Source organism: Streptomyces sp. NPDC104202 (assembly GCF_055584185.1).
Genome location: NZ_JBVJMN010000008.1, coordinates 14,773 through 32,839 on the forward strand (window position 1 = coordinate 14,773; position 18,067 = coordinate 32,839).

An 18,067-nucleotide genomic window follows, 5' to 3' on the forward strand; every position below is an offset into this window, starting at 1 on the left:
GATGGAGCGCCAGATTCCGTCCCGGCCCCTAGGGTTGACCTGTGCTTCTGGACGTGAACGTCACCTTCGGGGCGGTTCTGGCCGTTCTGCTCGCGCTCGCCGCGGCCGTCGTCGCCGTCACCCACCTCGGCCGGGCGCGGGACACCCTCCTCGCCGGCGCCCGCGCCGCCGTCCAGCTCGTCGCTGTCTCGCTCGTCATCGGGTGGGTGGTGCGCTCGGTGCCGCTGCTGCTCTGCTTCCTGCTGCTGATGTACGCGGTCGCCGTGCGGACGGCCGGGCGCCGGGTCGTCCCCGCGCCGGGGACCGGCTGGTGGTGGGCGGGTGTGCCGATCGCCGCCGCCGTGGCCCCGGTCGTCCTCGCGCTCGTGGTCACCGGGCTCGTACCGGTCAAGGGCGTCACGCTCGTCCCCGTGACCGGCATCCTCGTCGGCGGCGCGCTCACCGCCACCGTCCTCGCGGGGCGGCGCGCGCTCGACGAACTGGCGACGCGGTGGGGGGAGGTGGAGGCGGGCCTGGCCATCGGGCTGCTCGAACGGGAGGCGCGGCTCGAAGTGGCGCGCCCGGCCGCGGCGGACGCCCTGCTCCCCGGCATGGACCAGACCCGCACGGTCGGCCTCGTCACCCTGCCCGGCGCCTTCGTGGGCATGCTGCTCGGCGGAGCGTCACCGCTGCACGCGGGCGCCGTCCAGCTCTTCGTCCTCATCGCGCTGCTCGCGGTGCAGGCCGTGGCCGCCGCGACCACCCTCGAACTGGTGGCGCGCGGCCGGATCGTCCGGCCGCGCGCGGGGGAGGGGAGCGGGGCCGCCCGGCGGCCCTGAGAGCCGCCGGGCGGATGTCCGCCGTGGCCAGGGGCCCGACCGGGGGCTGCCGGGTGGGAGTACGCCCGGGGGTCTGCCGGGCCGGAGGGTCAGCCTTGGTGTCTGCCGGGTGGGAGTACGCCCTGGGTCCGCCGGGCCGGAGGGTCGGCCCCTCGAGCCTGCCCTGCCGGAGGGGCAGCCCGTCGTGTCTGTCGGGCCGGAGGAGCCCGCCCGGGGCCTGCCTGGTCGGACCGGCCCGCCGGGCGCTTGCCTGGACCGAGAAGCTCGCCCGGGGTGCCCGGGGTGCCCGGGGCGCCCGGAAGGCGGGAGCGAGGGGCGGTGCCGTCCGCCCTCGCCGGGACGGTCGGCGTGATCGTGCCGTCGGCCCTCCGCCGGGACGGTCGTGGCGGAGGGTGCCGCCGGCCCTAGGCCAGGACGGTCAGCGTGATCGTGCCGTCGGCCGAGGTCTCGACCCGCAGGTGGGTGAGGTCGGGGACGTGGAGGTCGGGGGCGAAGGCGGCGGCGCGCGGGCCGACGCCCACGATCGGCATGCCGGCGGCGCGGCCGGCCTGGATGCCGGCCTCGGAGTCCTCGAAGACCACGCAGTCCGCGGGGTCGATGCCGAGCGCGGCGGCGCCCTTGAGGAAGCCCTCGGGGTCGGGCTTGCTGGCGCCGACGAGCTCGGCCGTGACGCGGGTGGCGGGCATGGGCAGCGCGGCCGCGCCCATCCGGGCCTGGGCGAGGGCCTCGTCGGCGGAGGTCACCAGGGCGTGCGGAAGGCCGGCGATGGTGTCCAGGAAGGCGGGGGCGCCGGGGACGGGGACGACGCCGTCGACGTCGGCCGTCTCCTCGGCGAGCATCAGCCGGTTGTCGGCGTGGTTCTCCGCCATGGGACGGTCCGGGAGGAGGACGGCCATCGTCGCGTACCCCTGGCGTCCGTGCACCACCTTGAGCACCGCGTCCGCGTCGAGGCCCTGCCGGTCGGCCCAGCGTCGCCAGCACCGTTCGACGACGGCGTCCGAGTTGACGAGGGTGCCGTCCATGTCGAGGAGGAGGGCGCGGGCGGTGAGCGTTGCCGGGGTGACGGCGGGCATCGGGTCTCCAGAAGGGGTGGTGCGGAGAACGAAGCGGTCCCGCCCACCGGTCAGGGAGTGCGGGCGGGGCCACTTTGTTCTTCCACGATACAAAACCGGGGGCCGTCTTGGCCAACCCGTCCGCCTGGCGGACCGCGGAGCGGCTCAGACGTCGGGGGTGGCCTGCTCCAGACTGCTGCGCGTGTACGGCCCGTAGACGCCCTCAGGGTCCTTCCGCGGATAGATCCACTGCTGGTACGTGGCGACCGCGTCCTCGACCTCCTCGTCGAACTTCCCGTCGATCCGTCCCTGGTAGATCCACAGGGCCTTCAGGCGCCGCTGGAGCTCCCGCACCTCGGACCCGGTGGAGCCGAAGCTCAGCGTCACCACGGCCCCGTCCGTCGCGGGCGGCTGCGCGGAGGGGGCGTCCGTCGTCGGCGCCGTCGTCGGGGCGCTGGGGGTGGTGGTGGACGGGGCGGCGGCCGCGCTGCCCGACGCCGACGGGTCGGGGCTCGCGGTGGTGCGGGTCGCGGAGGGGGTCGGGGAGGGCGAGGCGGACGTCCGGTGCGGCGTCGGCGAGGAGGAGGACGGCTCGGGGCTCTCGGAGGAGGGGGACGGAGCCTCGGACACGACGGCGTTCAGCGACGCGTTCGTGGTGACCTCGGGCACCGCCGCGCGGTCGTCGCTCGCGTCGCCGCCCCCGAGGACGGCCGCCGCCAGGGCCGCCGTCCCCGCCACGGCGGCGGCGGCCACGACCGCGACCACCGCGCCGCGCCGCCGGCCCCGCCGTTCGCCGCGGGACGGCGGCACGTCGCCGACGCCCCGCAGGAGCAGCGGCATCGTCTCGGAGGGGTCGCCCACGGCGCCGGGGTGCGCCCCCGCCGGGTGCACCCCGGGGTGCGTCCCGGCGCCGCCGCCCCCCTGACGGTCCGCCGGGCCGCCGTCGTTCCCGTACGGCCCCGGGCCGCCGCCGGCCTCGTACGCCCCCGGGCCGTCGCCCTTGCCGTACGGGTCGTTCCCCGGTCGGCCGTACGCCCCGGTCGCGCCTGCCCCGCCCGTCCCGTACGTGCCGTACGTGCCGTTCCCACCGTTCCCGTACGCGCCCCCCGGCGTACCGGTGGCTCCCTGCGGCGACGGAGCTCCGGCCGTCCCCCGGGCCGGCCTCCCGGCAGGGGTGGTTTCCGGCCGGATCGCCGCCAGCTGGGTGGTCGGCGGGTCGTCCGTGGTGGAGGCGGGCAGGTGGGCGGTCGCGTCCGCCGCGGAGGCCGCGGGCGCGCCGGCGCCGGTGACGCCCGGGTCGCCGGGTACGGGCCCCGCGGCGTCGGTGGAGCCCGCCGTGTACCGCTCGTCCGCCTCCGGCGCCCCCTGCGGGCCGGCGGACGCGTCGAGCGTCACGTACGGCCTGATCCGCAGGGGATCGAAGTCCTCGGCCGCGGCGATCTCCGCACGGAGGCAGGCGCAGCCAGGTCTGTGTACACCGCATTCAGGACAGACGTGTCCGGTCATGATGGGTCCCCTCCCCGAGACAACTGCGAGCGATTATGCAGCCACCCCCCTCCCGGTGGGTGAACAGGCGTGCCCTTCCGCAGGCCATAACGGGACATTCGGACCAGGATGGAGAAGCTGCAGCCGGCGACGGAGACGGAGACCCCCATGGCCCAGGAGATCCGCCCGCCGCGCCTCGGCGGCGAGCCGCCCGGCCCGGGGGAGGGCCAGAGCCGCCGCACGGTCCTCGTCGCGATCGGCGCGCTGCTGCTGGGCATGCTGCTCGCCGCCCTCGACCAGACCATCGTCTCCACGGCGCTGCCGACGATCGTCAGCGAGCTCGGCGGCATGGAGCACCTCTCCTGGGTGGTCACCGCCTACATGCTCGCGTCCACCGCCGGGACACCCCTCTGGGGGAAACTGGGGGACCAGTACGGGCGCAAGAAGCTCTTCCAGGGCGCGATCGTCCTCTTCCTGATCGGCTCCGCCCTCTGCGGCCTCGCCCAGAACATGCCGCAGCTCATCGCCTTCCGCGCGCTCCAGGGCCTCGGCGGCGGCGGGCTCATGGTCCTGTCGATGGCGATCGTCGGCGACCTCGTCCCGCCACGCGAGCGGGGCAAGTACCAGGGCCTCTTCGGGGCCGTCTTCGGCACCACCAGCGTCCTCGGCCCCCTCCTCGGCGGCCTGTTCACCCAGCACCTCTCCTGGCGCTGGGTCTTCTACGTCAACCTGCCGATCGGCGTCGTCGCCCTCTTCGTGATCGCCGCCGTCCTGCACATCCCGGCGCGCTCCACCCGCCACACCATCGACTACCTCGGCACCCTCCTCATCGCCTCGGTCGCCACCTGTCTGGTCCTGGTGGCCTCGCTGGGCGGCACCACATGGGCGTGGGGCTCGCCGCAGATCATCGGCCTCGCCGTCCTCGGGGCCGTGCTCCTCGTGTGGTTCGTGCGCGTCGAGCGGCGGGCCGTCGAACCGGTCCTGCCGCTCAAGCTCTTCAGGATCCGGACCTTCAGCCTCGTCGCCGTCATCAGCTTCGTCATCGGCTTCGCCATGTTCGGCGCGATGACCTACCTGCCGACCTTCCTCCAGGTCGTGCAGGGCGTCACCCCGACCATGTCCGGCGTCCACATGCTGCCCATGGTCCTCGGCCTGCTGAGCACCTCGACCGCGTCCGGCCAGATCGTCTCGCGCACCGGCCGCTGGAAGGTCTTCCCCCTCGCGGGGACCGCGATCACCTGCGTCGGCCTGCTCCTGCTCCACCAGCTCGACGAGAACAGCTCGGACGCGGAGATGAGCGTCTGCTTCTTCGTCTTCGGCGCCGGACTCGGCCTCGTCATGCAGGTCCTCGTCCTCGTCGTGCAGAACGCCGTGTCCTACGAGGACCTCGGCGTCGCCACCTCCGGAGCCACCTTCTTCCGCTCCATCGGCGCCTCGTTCGGCGTCGCCGTCTTCGGCACGATCTTCACCAGCCGCCTCACCGGCAAGCTCGACGACGTCTTCGCCGCGGCGGGGCCGGGCATCCCGCCCGGCGTCGGCCCCGAGCAGGTCGCCGCCGACCCCCGGGCCATCGCCGGCCTCCCGCCCGACGTCCGGCCGGAGGTGCTGCACGCGTACGCCGAGTCCATCACCGACGTCTTCCTGTACGCCGCCCCGGTCGTCCTGGTCGCCTTCGTCGTCGCCTGGTTCCTCAAGGAGGACAAGCTTCGGGGTTCGGTCACCGCGCCCGACACCAGCGAGACCCTTGCCTCCAACCCCGTCGAGCGCTCCTCGCACGACGAGTGCGCCCGCGCCCTCTCCGTCCTCGGCAGCCGCGAGGGGCGCAAGGCGATCTACGTGAAGATCACCGACCGCGCCGGGCTCGACCTGCTGCCCGCCGCGAGCTGGCTGCTGCTGCGTGTCCGCCGCCACGGCACCGTCGAGCCCGCCCGGCTCGCCGAGACCACCCCGGTGCCGCTGCGGGTGATCACCGAGGCGTCCCGTCAGGTGGAGGAGCGGCGTCTGGTCAGCCGCGAGGGGGTCCAGCTGACCCTCACCGAGGACGGCGTCCGGGCGGCCGTGGCCCTCGCCCGGGCCCGCGAGGAGTCCCTCGCCGAACTGCTCGGCGACTGGTGGGGGCCCGACCGGCCCACCGACCTCGTGCAGCTCGTCGAGGAGCTCACCGCCGAGCTCTGCGGCTCGGACGGGGAACGGCCCCACACGCCCGAACCGCCCGGCGACCACCACCCCTGACCGCGCGCCCCGCCCTCAGAGCTCCTTGCCGTACCAGATCTGCATGTACGGGCCGGTGCAGTACGCCGGGATCTCCCCGTACCCGTGCCGCGCGTACAGGGCGCGGGCCTCCACCAGGTCCAGCCGCGTGTTCAGGACCATCCGGCGCGCGCCGAGCGCGCGCGCCGCGTCCTCCAGGCCCGACATCAGCAGGTCGGCGCCGCCCTTGCCGCGGAAGGAGGGGCGGACGAACACCCGGGTCAGCTCGGCCCGCTCGCCGTCCTCCAGCAGCAGCACCCCGCCGCAGCCGGCCGGCTCCCCGTCGTGACGGCCCACCAGGAACTGCCCCGTCGGCGGCACCAGCCGCTCGGCCCCGTCGTCCGTCAGCCCCTCGTCTATCTCCGCCTCGGTCGCGAGCCGCTTCCAGTAGCTGCCGGCGACATCGCCGTAGTAGTCCCGCCGCAGCGCGACCGCTTCCGGGGCGCCGACGGGTTCAGGGGAGAAGATCCAGGTCATGCGGCCCATTCTGCGGCCCGCACGACCCCGCCCGCCGCTCCTTTTCCCGGGGGCGGCGGGCCCCGGCCCCGCGCCTACTTCGGCGACGCCTGCTGCACGACCTCGAACGACCACAGGGTGGACCCGGAGGCGGCCGGCTTCGGACGCCCGCCGCCCTCGCCGCCGCCCTGGTGCGCCCCCTTCATGGAGCCGCTCATCCACGCCTGGAAGTCCTCCTCGCTGCGCCACCGCGTGTACACCAGGTACTGGTCGGTGCCCTCCAGCGGGCGCAGCAGCTCGAACCACTCGAACCCGTCGGAGTCCTCCACGGCCCCCGCCCGGGCGGCGAACCGCTGCTCCAGGACCTCACGCTGCTCGGCGGGAACGGTCAGAACGTTGATCTTTACGACGCTGGGCACAGGACACCTCTCCGAAGACACGGGCCGGGCGCCGACCCGCGCCCTGATCACCTGCGCCAGTCTCTTACACCCGCCGGTCAAGACGGCGTGAGGACGCCACGGCCCCGGCCGATGGAGGCGGCCTCCGCCGCCCATCCGACGATGGTGCGCGGGGCCGCCGTGTTCCGTGCGGGGGGAGAGTCGGGAGGCAGGAGGCGGGCTAGCCGAGGACGCGGGCGATGAGGAGGCCGTCGTGGCCCTTCGTGCCGACGGTCTGGAAGGCGGTGGCGTCGAGGCGGGGTTCGCGGGCGACGAGGTCGACCATCTCGCGAATGCCGGTGAGGGCGGGGTCGTCGGGGTGGGCGGTGGCGACGCGGCCGCCCCGCACCACGTTGTCGACGATGATGACCGTGCCGGGGCGGGAGAGCTTGAGGGCCCAGGTCACGTAGTGCGGGTTGTTGGCCTTGTCGGCGTCGACGAAGACGAGGTCGAAGGGGCCGGCGCCCTCCTCCTCCAGGAGCGGCAGGGTGTCGAGGGCGGCGCCCGTGCGGACCTCGACGATCTTGTCGAGGCCGGCGCGGGCGAGGTTGGCGCGGGCGACGTCCGCGTGGGCGGGGTCGTATTCGAGGGTGATCAGCCGGCCGTCGGCGGGCAGCGCGCGGGCGAGCCAGATGGTGCTGTAGCCGCCGAGGGTGCCGATCTCCAGGATGGTGCGGGCGCCCTGGACGGACGCGAGCAGGTGCAGGAGCTTCCCCTGGTTGGGGGCGACGGCGATCTCGGGCAGGCCGGCCGCGGCGGAGTCGGCGAGCGCGGCGGAGAGCGCCTCGTCGGCGGGGGCGAGCAGATCGGTGAAGTAGTGGTCGACAGCGTCCCACTGAGGGTTCGTCATGGCGCCGAACGTACACCGCCGCCCGCGCCCCGCGCGGTGGTCACGGGGCCGGGAGCGGGTCCGCGTCGTCGGGTGCGCGGCGCCGGGCCGCCCGTACGGCGAGGAGCGCCGCGACCGCCGTGAGCAGCGCGCCGCCGGCGACGGCGAGCAGCCAGGCGGGGATGCCGCCCACGGTCAACAGCCGTTCGGTGTGCACGACTTCGCGGTACGGGACGTCGGCGACGGCCGCCAGGTGGTGGTCGTCGTCGATGCGCTCCGGGTGGGGGAACCTCTGTTCCAGGACGGTCAGATGGACCGGCCGGTCGCCGGCGAGTCCGGCGACGGCCCCGTCGGGCCGGTCGACCCGGCCGGCGAAGGTGACCTCGGGCCGGTCGCCGCCGATGGGGGAGCGGGGTTCCATCCGGTGGTCGGCCAGCACGTACAGCCCGAGGGTCTGCGGGGTGCGGGCGAGGCGGGAGAGTCGCATGGGGTAGACGAGATCGGTGGAGGCGAAGGTGATCCGCAGCGGGGTGAGTTCGCCGTACAGCGTCGCGCCGGTCTCCTGCGGGGCGAGGCGGACGGCGACGTACTCCCACTTCCGCTCCACGTAGGGCCGGAGGGCGTCGGTGAGCCGGTCGGGCAGTTCGAAGCCGTGGGCGCGCAGCCAGTCGCCGAGGGCCCCGGGGTCGGTGGCGGTGAGCCGGGCGACGTCGAAGGGGCCGAGCCGTTCGCGTCCGACGACGCCGACCCCGCCCGCGCCGGGCGGGGCCGCGCCGGCGCCGTCCACGTCGCCGTGGTCGAAGGGCCAGTCGCCCTCGCGCGGCCAGAAGTGGAAGCGGTCGCGCTGTTCGGGGGCGGTGAGGCGGTCGAGCGCGTCGAAGAGCGCCGGGTCGCCGAGGGTCACGTCGGCCCGGCGGGGCACGGGCATGATCCAGGCGGCCTGCCGGGCGTTCCCGTGGACGCTGAAGCGCATGACGACGGTCTCGGTGCGGCCGTCCCAGCGGACGGCCGACTCCTCCCGGTCGACGCCGATCCGTTCCGTCCTGGACGGGATCATCGCGCCGCAGCCGCAGGCGTACGCCGGCGCGACGAGCGAGCCGAGCTGGAGCGCGAGCAGCGCGACGATCGTGGTCAGGATTCTTCCGTGTGTCCCCCGCATGGCAGCTGGGACGTGCCGGGGGAAGATCCGGTTCCGCGCGGGATCAGGCCGAGGTGCGGACGCGGAGCTCCTTGACCCCGTTGAGCCAGGCGGCCCGGAGCCGGCGCGGTTCGCCGGCGAGCGTGAGGTCGGGGAGGGTGTCGGCGAGGGCGTTGAAGATCAGCTCGATCTCCTTGACGGCGAGGGATTTGCCCAGGCAGAAGTGGGGTCCGCCGCCGCCGAAGCCGAGGTGGGGGTTGGGGTCGCGGGTGATGTCGAAGCGTTCGGGGTCGGTGAAGACCTCGGGGTCGTTGTTGGCGGAGGAGTAGAAGAGGCCGACCCGGTCGCCCTTGCGGATCTTCTGGCCGCCGATCTCGGTGTCCTGGGTCGCGGTCCGCTGGAAGGAGACGACGGGGGTGGCCCAGCGGACGATCTCCTCGGCGGCGGTCGCGGGCCGTTCGCGCTTGAAGCGCTCCCATTCGTCGGGGTGGGTGAGGAAGGCGTGCATGCCGTGGCTGATGGCGTTGCGGGTGGTCTCGTTGCCGGCGACGGCGAGCAGCAGGACGAAGAAGCCGAACTCGTCGGACGAGAGGTTGCCCTGTCCTTCGGCGGCGACCAGCTGGCTGACGATGTCGGCGGCGGGACACTCCTTGCGGGCGGCGGCCATGTTCATCGCGTAGCCGATGAGTTCCATCGCGGCCTCGGCACCGATCTCCTCGGTGATGGCGTACTCGGGGTCGTCGTACGCGACCATCTTGTTCGACCAGTCGAAGATGCGGGATCGGTCCTCCTGGGGGACGCCGATGAGTTCGGCGATGGCCTGGAGGGGGAGTTCGACGGCGACGCGGGTCACGAAGTCGAAGGTGCCGTCGGCGTCCGCGCCCCGCCCGGCCTCCTCGACGATGGCGCGGGCGCGGTCGCGCAGCGCGGTCTCCAGGTTCCGGATGGCCCGGGGGGTGAAGCCGCGCTGGACGATCTGGCGGACCCGGGTGTGCTCGGGCGGGTCCATGTTGAGCATGATCAGCTTCTGGACCTCGATCTGGTCCCGGGTGATGTGCTCGTTGAAGCGGATCACCGCGGTGTTCTCGTGGGAGGAGAACAGCTCGGGGTGGGTGGAGACGTATTTGACGTCCGCGTGGCGGGTGACGGCCCAGTACCCCTCGTCGCCGAAGCCGGTGACGCCGGCCGGCTGGGCGCACCACCACACGGGGGCGGTCCGGCGCAGCCGGGCGAACTCCGGGAAGGGGATGCGGTCCTGGAGGAGGTCGGGGTCGGTGGCGTCGAACCCTTCGGGGATATGGGGGCAGGGCATCGGCAACTCTCCATATCTGATGGACCATCAGAAGTTGTCGGGAAAGTTAGTAACGAGTTCTACAAGTAGCAAGGGGCGGGGCGGGAACTGTTGTGTCCCGGACCCTTGCGTACCGGCGGTAGCAGTCATAAGACTGCACTCAGAACTAGAACGCGTACTAGTTCCCCTGTGACGCCGACCGACCGGGGTGCCGGGACGCCCCGTCCGGTCGAGGAGAGGACGAGCCCATGGCCGCGGAACCCGTCATCGTCGAAGCCGTACGCACCCCCATCGGCAAGCGCGGAGGTGCGCTCGCCAACCTCCACCCCGCCTACCTGCTGGGCGAGACCTACCGAGAGATCCTCGGCCGCACCGGCATCCCCGCCGACTGCGTCGAGCAGATCGTCGGCGGTACGGTCACCCACGCCGGCGAACAGTCCATGAACCCCGCGCGCACCGCCTGGCTCGCCATGGGGCTGCCGTACGAGACGGCCGCCACCACCGTCGACTGCCAGTGCGGCTCCTCCCAGCAGGCCAGTCACATGGTCGCCAACATGGTCGCGGCCGGCGTCATCGACATCGGCATCAGCTGCGGCGTCGAGGCCATGTCCCGCGTCCCGCTCGGCTCCGGCTCCAAGCACGGCCCCGGCAAGCCGTTCCCCGACGAGTGGAACGTCGACCTGCCCAACCAGTTCGAGGCCGCCGAGCGCATCGCCCGCCACCGCGGCCTCAGCCGGGAGCGCGTCGACTCCCTCGGCCTGCTCTCCCAGGAACGCGCCGCGATCGCCTGGTCCGAGGAGCGCTTCAAGCGAGAGACCTTCGCCGTCCAGGTCCCCACCACCGAGGCCGAGCAGGCCGCCGGCCAGGGCATGTGGCGGCTGGTGGACCGCGACGAGGGCCTGCGCGACACCACCATGGAGGGCCTGGCCCGGCTCAAGCCCGTCATGCCGACCGCCGTCCACACCGCCGGGAACTCCTCCCAGATCTCCGACGGCGCCTCCGCGATCCTCTGGGCCTCCAAGCGCATGGCCCGCGCCCTCAAGCTCCGCCCCCGCGCCCGGATCGTCGCCCAGGCGCTCGTCGGCGCCGACCCGCACTTCCACCTCGACGGCCCGGTCGACGCCACCCGCGCGGTCCTCGGCAAGGCCGGCATGAGCCTGCGGGACATCGACCTCGTCGAGATCAACGAGGCCTTCGCGTCCGTGGTGCTCAGCTGGGCGCAGGTCTTCGACCAGGACTTCGAGAAGGTCAACGTCAACGGCGGCGCCATCGCCCTCGGCCACCCCGTCGGCGCCACCGGGGCCCGGCTCATCACCACCGCCCTGCACGAGCTGGAACGGACCGACAAGGAGTTCGCGCTCGTCACCATGTGTGCCGGCGGGGGGCTCGCCACGGGGACGATCATCCAGCGCCTCTGACCCGGCCGGCGCCGCCTCTCCGCCGGGTGCGGGACGCCCGGCCCCGAGAACGCCGCAGGCCCCGCCCCTCCGGACGGAGGGCGGGGCCTTGCGGGTGCGCTGTGCGGCGGCGGGGACTCTCAGTACCAGCCGTTGGCCTGCCAGAACGCCCAGGCGGCGTTCGGGGAGCCGTAGCGCTCGTTCATGTAGTTCAGGCCCCACTTGATCTGGGTGGCCGGGTTCGTCTTCCAGTCGGAACCGGCGGACGACATCTTCGAGGCGGGCAGGGCCTGGACCAGGCCGTAGGCGCCGCTGGAGGAGTTGGTCGCCTTGTGGTTCCAGTGCGACTCGTGCTCGACGATCTTGCTGAAGGACGCGTACTGCGAGGCGGGGACGATCTCACGGGCGAGCTCCTGCGGGCTGGCGGCCGAGGCCGAGCCCGTCGTGCCGAGCACCGCACCCGAGGCGCCGAGCAGCACGGCTGCGGAGGCGGCGAAGGTCTTCTTGCGGGCGACGACACGAGTGGCGAGCGAGCGGATCAACGTATCTACCTAACGTCGGGTACAAGGGCCGCGCCAGGCGATTTCGGCAAGCCGGAACCAGAGCCCGGGAGACCCGGGAACTGGGGGGAACCGGCCGTCCGAGGCGCTGCGGTGAGCACCGGCTGCCTGGCGACGTCCACCAGACAAGCAGGGCCCCCGGGGGTCGGGCAAGGACCCCTTGTACGAGGCGGGTTCGGACTCGGGAGGAACGGCCCGGGGTAGGGGTACGCACCGTTTCCGCAGGTCATCACCTGGTGTGGGGTACTTTGGGCGGGTACCGGCGGTCTACTATTCCGGCTCGTACGTGACGTAGGTCCTGTGGGGCGCCTCACCCGGAGAGGCCCCATCCGGCCCCCCGAATGTGACCTGGGCCTCGAAGTTCGCCCGTCGCGTGGCCCGGCGGAGCGCCCGCAGCAGGGTGCCGCCGACCGTCAGGGTGAGGACGACGGTCAGAGCGGCGCGGCCCAGGTCCCACCCCAGGGACGTCGCCACCAGGAAGGCCAGGAACCGGACGAGGTTCTCGTGCGCCGGCGCGCCCGGCACGAAGAAGATCCCGCCGCTCCCGTCCCCTTCCGTCCCCCCGCCCCCGCCGAGCGTCACCCAGCCGTAGAGGTTGGTGACCGTCCCGTACGCGAACGCCGCCACGAAGCCGTACGCCGAGAGCATCGCCAGCTCGGCCCGCCCCCGCAGCGCCGTCGCGCCCGGCAGCAGCCCGGCGCCCATCGTGAACCAGCCCATCGCGAGCATCTGCGTCGGCATCCACGGCCCCACGCCGCCCGTGAGCAGGGCCGACGCGAACATCGTCACCGCGCCCAGGACGAAACCGAACCCCGGGCCGAGGACCCGGCCGCTCAGCACCATCAGGAAGAACATGGGCTCCAGGCCCGCCGTCCCCGCCCCGAGCGGCCGCAGGGCGGCCCCCACCGCGGCGAGCACCCCCAGCATCGCGACCGCCTTGGCGTCCATCCCCGAGTCGGCGATCGTGGCGACCACCACCGCGATCAGCAGCGGCAGCAGCGCCGCGAAGAGCCAGGGCGCGTCCGCCGCGTGCGTGGTCACCGCCGAGCCCGCGTCGGCGAAGAGCGGCCAGCAGATGCCGAAGAGACCGACCACGGAGACCAGGACCAGCGCCGTCACCGAACGAGGGCCGAACCGGACCGGGCGGATGCGCGCCGGCCGGGCGCCCCGGGCGCTGCCCCGCGCGGGGCCGCCGCTCACAGCACCGCCTCCACCTGCTCGACCGTGAGCCAGGGCTGCGGGGCGAGGATCTTCGCGACCTGCGGGGAGAACGCCGGCGACGAGACGACGACCTCGGCCGTCGGCCCGTCCGCCACCACCTCGCCGTCCGCGACGATCACCACCCGGTGCGCCAGCTCCGACGCCAGCTCCACGTCGTGCGTGGCCAGCACGATCGCGTGGCCGGCCGCCGCGAGCCCGCGCAGGTGCGCGACGAGCCGGGCCTTGGCCGCGTAGTCCAGACCCCGTGTCGGTTCGTCGAGGAGCAGGAGCGGCGGCCGGCCCGTGAGCACCACGGCGAGCGCCAGCGCCAGCCGCTGCCCCTCGGACAGGTCCCGGGGGTGCGTCCCGTCCGCCACCCCCGGCAGCAGCTCCTCCACCAGCGCCCGGCAGGTGCCCGGCGCCGCGTCGGCGTCCGCGTCCGCCGCCGCGCACTCGTCGGCGACGGTGTCGGCGTACAGGAGGTCGCGCGGCTCCTGCGGGACCAGGCCCACCCGGCGGATCAGCTCGCGCGGAGCCGTCGTGTGCGGGGCGCGGCCCGCGATCCGTACCGTGCCGGCGGTCGGCTCGATCATCCCCACCAGCGTGGAGAGCAGGGTGGACTTCCCGGCGCCGTTGCGGCCCATGAGCGCGACGGTCTCGCCGGCGTCGACCCGCAGGTCGACCCGGCGCAGGGCCTCCACCCGGCCCCGCCGCACGCCGAGGGCGTCGGTGAGGACGAGGGGGGACGCGGTGCGGCGCGGGGAGTCCGCGGGGTCCGTGCCCTCCGCCGGGAGGCCGGAGCGGTTCCGGTGCCGACGGAAGAGGGAGAGCCCTCGGAGCCGCGCCTTCCCGGGGGCCCGGGTGCCGGCGCCGGTGCTGGTGTCGGCCTTGGCGTCGGTGTCGGCGTAGGCGTCCGCGTCGGGACGGTGCGGGGGCATCGCCGTGCGGGCGAGCCCGGAGGGAGGCCCCGCGGGCCCGCGGCCCTCCAGCCGGGCCTTCAGCGGCGCCGACCGGCGGCGGGCGTCCCGCACCGTGAGCGGCAGCGGCTCCCATCCGGCGAGCCGGCCGAGCGCCACCACCGGCGGGTGCACCGGGGAGACGGCCATGATCTCGGCCGGCGGACCCATGACGCCGTCCGGGAGGAGGAGGACCTGGTCGGCGTACTGGACGACCCGTTCCAGGCGGTGCTCCGCGAGGAGCACGGTCGTGCCGAGGTCGTGGACGAGGCGCTGGAGGACCGCGAGGACGTCCTCGGCGGCGGAAGGGTCGAGCGCCGAGGTCGGCTCGTCGAGGACGAGGACCTTGGGATGGGGGGTGAGGACGGAGCCGATCGCGACCCGCTGGCGCTGACCGCCGGAGAGGGTGGCGAGGGGCCGGTCGCGCAGCTCGGCGAGGCCGAGGAGGTCGAGGGTCTCCTCCACCCGGCGGCGCATGACGGCCGGGGCGAGACCGAGCGACTCCATGCCGTAGGCGAGCTCGTCCTCCACCGTGTCGGTCACGAAGTGGGCCGACGGGTCCTGGCCGACCGTGCCCACCAGGTCCGCCAGCTCGCGCGGCGGGTGGGTGCGGGTGTCGCGGCCGTCGACGGTGACCCGGCCGGTGAGCGTGCCGCCGGTGAAATGCGGGACCAGGCCGGAGACGGCGCCCAGGAGCGTGGACTTGCCGACGCCGGAAGGCCCCACGAGCAGCACGAGCTCCCCCTCGGGGACGGTGAGCCGCACGTCGCGGAGGGTGGGCGCGGCGGCGTCCTCGTACGTCACCGAGACGTTCTCGAAGCGGATCACGAGCTCTCCTTCGGGACGGGCGCGACGAAGGCCGGCAGCAGGCCGACGAGGACCGATGCGGCCGGCCAGAGCGGCAGCTCGGGCGCCTCCAGCGGGACGACGCCGGGGTGCAGGGCGTCGGGCGCGACGGCGTTCGCCCGGATCATCAGGACGGCGACCGCCACCCCCGAGCCGGCCACCAGCCAGGCCCGCACCCCCCAGCGGTCGGGCCGGTAGCGGGTGCGGAGCGTCCTGCGGCCGCCGAGCCGGAGACCGCCGAGGGCGGCGAGCAGCCCCGCGCCGAGGAGCGGCAGCCCGTAGCCCGCGCCCTCGGCGGCGAGGAGCCCGTACGAGCCGGCGCAGATGCCGAGCAGACCGCCGAGGGTCAGGACGTTCGTGGTGCGCCGCACCCGGGCCGGGACCCGCGCCGTCCGCCCGTAGCCGCGCGCGTCCATCGACGCCGCCACGGCGATCGACCGCTCCAGGGCCCCTTCGAGGACCGGCAGGCCGATCTGGAGGACGGCCCGCACCCCGCCGGTGGGGCGGCCCCGGAGACGGCGGGCGGTCCGCAGCCGGACGACGTCGGCGACCATGTTCGGCGCGAAGGTCATCGCCACGACGACGGCGACCCCCGCCTCGTACAGCGCCCCCGGCAGCGACTTCAGCAGCCGCGCCGGGTTGGCCAGCGCGTTCGCGGCGCCGACGCAGATCAGCAGGGTCGCCAGCTTGGCGCCGTCGTACAGCGCGAACACCAGCTGCTCGGCCGTCACCCGGCCGCCGATCCGCACGCCCTGCGCCCACTCCGGCAGCGGCACCTCCGGCAGCGTGAACAGCAGGTGCGTGCCCGGGATCGGGGAGCCCAGCAGCAGCGAGAAGACCACCCGCAGGGCGACGACGAACAGCCCGAGCTTCACGAACGCGCCGTACGAGCGGGCCCAGGGCGCGTCCGTGCGGCGGGCCGCCACCACGTACCCGGCGACCCCCACGAGCAGGCCGAGCAGCAGGGGATTGGTGGTCCGGGAGGCGGCGACGGCCAGCCCGAGGGCCCACAGCCACCACGCCCCCGCGTGCATCGCGTTGGACCGGGTCGCCGCCGGGGCCGCGAGCCGGGAGAGCAGCGGGGGCCGTGCCTCCGGCGCGGGCCGGGCCGGGAGCGGATCCGTGGGGGTGCGACGGCTGGGGGCGGGGCTCATCCGCGGCGGCGGGCCTTCCAGATCGCGGCGCCGCCGAGGGCCAGGACCGCCGCGCCGCCGGCGAGCACGCCGAAGGACGGGCCGCCGCCGCTGCCGCCGGGGGCGGCGGTCGCGGGAGCGGTGGGGGTGGCGGACGAGGGGGCGTTCTCCGCGACCTGCTCACCGCAGCCCCGCGCCGGATACCCGGCGATCCCGCACAGCATCGCCGCGCTGTCGTACCGCAGCGGCTTCGCCACCGCGGCCAGCGCCTCGGCGGCCGTGGCGTCCTCGCGCACCTGCGCGCAGCCGACCTCGACCGCCTCCCGCGGCGGGTGCTCGCCGGGCGGGGCGTCCGCCGGGCCGCCGAAGTCGACGACGACCGCGATCCGCTTGCCGCCGGCCTTCTTCTCCGTGCCGCCGCAGATCTTCGCGAAATCGGGGGCCGGGGACGGGCGGGAGGCGTCGCTCGTGTCCTGGCTGACCGCGAAACGGAAGCCGATCGCGTCGCCGTCGCCGGGCCGGGCGGTCGCCGGGCCCTGGGTGGCGTACGTCCAGGGCCTGCCGCCGTCGCTCTCCCAGAACGACCAGTAGCGGTAGCCGGCGGCCTGCGCCGGGGCGGCCGCGACGGCGGTCAGGGTCAGCAGGGCCCCGGCCGCGGCGCCCGCGGCCCGGGCGCCCGACCTGCGGGTGAGTCTCACTTCTTGCGGCCGCTCACGAGGAAGCCGATGCCGACGCCCACGACCATGCCGATGCCGATGATCCACCACACGTCGAAGCCGGACTCGTCCTCGCTGGTGGAGGACTCCGAGGTGTCCGGGGTCTTGGGGGCGGGTCCGGCGGCGTTGAGCTGCTCGACCAGGTCCGACGCGCCGAACTCGCGCGGGTCGGTCTCCGTGGCGCGGGCGGCCAGGATCAGCTGCGCGTACGCGGCCGGTCCGCTCTCCTTCGCCCAGGCGGCGGAGTTCTTCTCCAGCCACGCGAGGGCGGGCTCCGCCTCCTTGGCCGCACCGGCCGCGGCCAGGGCCACGACGGCGTCCGCGGTGTTGCCGAAGTCCGGCTTCTCGGCGGTGTCGGTGGCGCCGGGCATCGGCGGGGTGGTGAGGTGACCGGTCTTCGCGAGGGCATTCGCCAGGTAGGAGGCGCCGTTGAGGGCGGCCCGCTCGGCGGTCGGCTTCGTCAGGTCGGTGCAGACCGGCGGCTGCTCGGGGGACGCCTTGGTGGCGGCGACGCTCTTGCCGAGCCCCGCGAGGGTGGCCGCGGCGGTCGCGTCGGCGTTGGCGAACAGCTTGCCGTCCTTGTCCGGCTGGTACGCGAAGGCCCCGGCGCCCTCCTTGTCCGAGCAGGGGAGCGCGAAGGAGAGGAGCGCGTCGTACGGGGTGCGGCCGTCGGCGGAGGTGTACGAGCCGGGCTTCAGGCCGTTCGCGGCGAGCGCGCCGACGACGATCGAGGTGGAGTTCGCGTCGCTGGGACCGCCGGCGCCGTAACCCCAGCCGCCGTCCTTGTTCTGCACGGTCCGCAGCCAGGCGGTGCCCGCCGTGACGGCCTGGTCGACCTTCTCCGGCGCGGCGGCCTGGCGGCGGACGGAGCCGAGCGCCTGGACGGCGACGGCGGTGGCGTTGGTGTCCCGCATCGTCTTGGCGTCGCACGGCGCCGCCGCGTCCGCGCGGTAGGAGGCGAAGGAGCCGTCGGCGCACTGCTGGCCGAGGAGCCAGTCCACGGCCTGGTCGGCGGGCTGGTAGCCGGTGCTCCGCTGGGCGATGAAGGCCAGCGACTGGCGCCAGACACCGTCGTACGTCGGGTCCTTCGTGCCGTACAGACCGGCCGGGAGGGCGCCCGTCGCGGGGGTCGGAGAGGGCGCGGCGGCGGCCGGGACGGCGGCTGCGGCGCCGAGTGCGACGGCGGCGGCTGCGAGCGCGGCGGCGCCGCGGCGGACGGTGTTCATGGGGCCCTCTCCTGCGGCCGGGCACCGGCACGCCTCAGGGCACCAGGCTCGGCTCCGTATTCCTCGACGGTGCCGGCGGTCACGTCCCGGGCGGGGCATTCCGACTCACCGCCCCCTCGGGGCGGCACACGGTTGCGGGTCAGTGCCGGATTCGCACCGGCTTCCCCCCGTACGGGCATGATGACGACCCGCTCACTCTACCGGCCCGTACGCCCTCCGCCCCGGCGGTGCGAGGCGCCTCACACCGCCCCCCGTGGGGCGGCCCGCCCGGCCTCCC

The 18,067-nt window shown here is 74.6% G+C and carries 16 protein-coding genes; 3 read left to right on the top strand and 13 right to left on the bottom strand.

Going from position 1 to position 18,067, the window contains the following annotated elements; genetic code table 11:
* Positions 1 to 41: 41 nt before the first annotated feature.
* Positions 42 to 818, top strand: a complete 777-nt coding sequence (locus ACZ60W_RS07725; RefSeq protein WP_469754465.1) for an ABC transporter permease — start codon at positions 42 to 44, stop codon at positions 816 to 818.
* Positions 819 to 1,222: 404 nt separating this feature from the next.
* On the opposite strand, the gene ACZ60W_RS07730 is transcribed toward ACZ60W_RS07725, so the two are convergent.
* Positions 1,223 to 1,891, bottom strand: coding sequence for an HAD-IA family hydrolase (locus ACZ60W_RS07730; RefSeq protein ID WP_469754466.1), 669 nt, complete (start codon positions 1,889 to 1,891; stop codon positions 1,223 to 1,225).
* Positions 1,892 to 2,035: 144 nt separating this feature from the next.
* Positions 2,036 to 3,376, bottom strand: coding sequence for a peptidoglycan-binding domain-containing protein (locus ACZ60W_RS07735; RefSeq protein WP_469754467.1), 1,341 nt, complete (start codon positions 3,374 to 3,376; stop codon positions 2,036 to 2,038).
* A gap of 147 nt (positions 3,377 to 3,523) precedes the next feature.
* On the opposite strand from ACZ60W_RS07735, the gene ACZ60W_RS07740 reads away from it, so the two are divergent.
* A complete protein-coding gene (locus tag ACZ60W_RS07740; protein ID WP_469754613.1) occupies positions 3,524 to 5,587 on the top strand; it encodes an MDR family MFS transporter in 2,064 nt (687 codons plus the stop codon).
* A gap of 15 nt (positions 5,588 to 5,602) precedes the next feature.
* Here the strand turns inward: ACZ60W_RS07740 and ACZ60W_RS07745 are convergent, their stop codons facing one another.
* The 5 genes from ACZ60W_RS07745 to ACZ60W_RS07765 all read right to left on the bottom strand — a co-directional run bounded on the left by ACZ60W_RS07745 (position 5,603) and on the right by ACZ60W_RS07765 (position 9,777).
* Positions 5,603 to 6,091: a GNAT family N-acetyltransferase gene (locus ACZ60W_RS07745; protein ID WP_469754468.1), complete on the bottom strand. Its 489-nt coding sequence runs from the start codon at positions 6,089 to 6,091 to the stop codon at positions 5,603 to 5,605.
* Positions 6,092 to 6,156: 65 nt separating this feature from the next.
* Positions 6,157 to 6,480 carry an antibiotic biosynthesis monooxygenase family protein gene (locus ACZ60W_RS07750; RefSeq protein WP_469754469.1) on the bottom strand — a complete coding sequence of 108 codons (324 nt, stop codon included), beginning with the start codon at positions 6,478 to 6,480 and terminating at the stop codon, positions 6,157 to 6,159.
* Positions 6,481 to 6,679: 199 nt separating this feature from the next.
* Positions 6,680 to 7,348: an O-methyltransferase gene (locus tag ACZ60W_RS07755; protein WP_469754470.1), complete on the bottom strand. Its 669-nt coding sequence runs from the start codon at positions 7,346 to 7,348 to the stop codon at positions 6,680 to 6,682.
* A gap of 40 nt (positions 7,349 to 7,388) precedes the next feature.
* Entirely contained in the window at positions 7,389 to 8,486 is a 1,098-nt protein-coding gene (locus ACZ60W_RS07760; protein ID WP_469754471.1) for a DUF2330 domain-containing protein, read from the bottom strand.
* Positions 8,487 to 8,529: 43 nt separating this feature from the next.
* A complete protein-coding gene (locus ACZ60W_RS07765) occupies positions 8,530 to 9,777 on the bottom strand; it encodes a cytochrome P450 (RefSeq protein ID WP_469754472.1) in 1,248 nt (415 codons plus the stop codon).
* Positions 9,778 to 10,004: 227 nt separating this feature from the next.
* Between ACZ60W_RS07765 and ACZ60W_RS07770 the strand changes: the two genes are divergently transcribed.
* Positions 10,005 to 11,174 (top strand): steroid 3-ketoacyl-CoA thiolase, encoded by a 1,170-nt coding sequence (locus tag ACZ60W_RS07770; RefSeq protein WP_469754473.1) that lies wholly within the window; start codon positions 10,005 to 10,007, stop codon positions 11,172 to 11,174.
* A gap of 119 nt (positions 11,175 to 11,293) precedes the next feature.
* On the opposite strand, the gene ACZ60W_RS07775 is transcribed toward ACZ60W_RS07770, so the two are convergent.
* The 6 genes from ACZ60W_RS07775 to ACZ60W_RS07800 all read right to left on the bottom strand — a co-directional run bounded on the left by ACZ60W_RS07775 (position 11,294) and on the right by ACZ60W_RS07800 (position 17,790).
* Positions 11,294 to 11,695: an aggregation-promoting factor C-terminal-like domain-containing protein gene (locus tag ACZ60W_RS07775; RefSeq protein WP_469754474.1), complete on the bottom strand. Its 402-nt coding sequence runs from the start codon at positions 11,693 to 11,695 to the stop codon at positions 11,294 to 11,296.
* Positions 11,696 to 11,983: 288 nt separating this feature from the next.
* Positions 11,984 to 12,913 (bottom strand): ECF transporter S component, encoded by a 930-nt coding sequence (locus ACZ60W_RS07780; protein ID WP_469754475.1) that lies wholly within the window; start codon positions 12,911 to 12,913, stop codon positions 11,984 to 11,986.
* The gene (locus ACZ60W_RS07785; RefSeq protein WP_469754476.1) at positions 12,910 to 14,697 is read right to left on the bottom strand and encodes an ABC transporter ATP-binding protein; all 1,788 of its coding nucleotides are present in this window, start codon (positions 14,695 to 14,697) and stop codon (positions 12,910 to 12,912) included. The genes ACZ60W_RS07780 and ACZ60W_RS07785 overlap by 4 nt, the downstream gene beginning before the upstream one ends.
* Positions 14,694 to 15,749, bottom strand: coding sequence for an energy-coupling factor transporter transmembrane component T (locus ACZ60W_RS07790; RefSeq protein ID WP_469754614.1), 1,056 nt, complete (start codon positions 15,747 to 15,749; stop codon positions 14,694 to 14,696). Before ACZ60W_RS07790 ends, ACZ60W_RS07785 begins: the two co-directional genes overlap by 4 nt.
* Before the next feature lie 116 nt (positions 15,750 to 15,865).
* Positions 15,866 to 16,546, bottom strand: a complete 681-nt coding sequence (locus tag ACZ60W_RS07795) for an SCO2322 family protein (protein WP_469754477.1) — start codon at positions 16,544 to 16,546, stop codon at positions 15,866 to 15,868.
* Positions 16,543 to 17,790, bottom strand: coding sequence for a prenyltransferase/squalene oxidase repeat-containing protein (locus ACZ60W_RS07800; protein ID WP_469754478.1), 1,248 nt, complete (start codon positions 17,788 to 17,790; stop codon positions 16,543 to 16,545). The genes ACZ60W_RS07795 and ACZ60W_RS07800 overlap by 4 nt, the downstream gene beginning before the upstream one ends.
* Positions 17,791 to 18,067 lie beyond the last annotated feature (277 nt).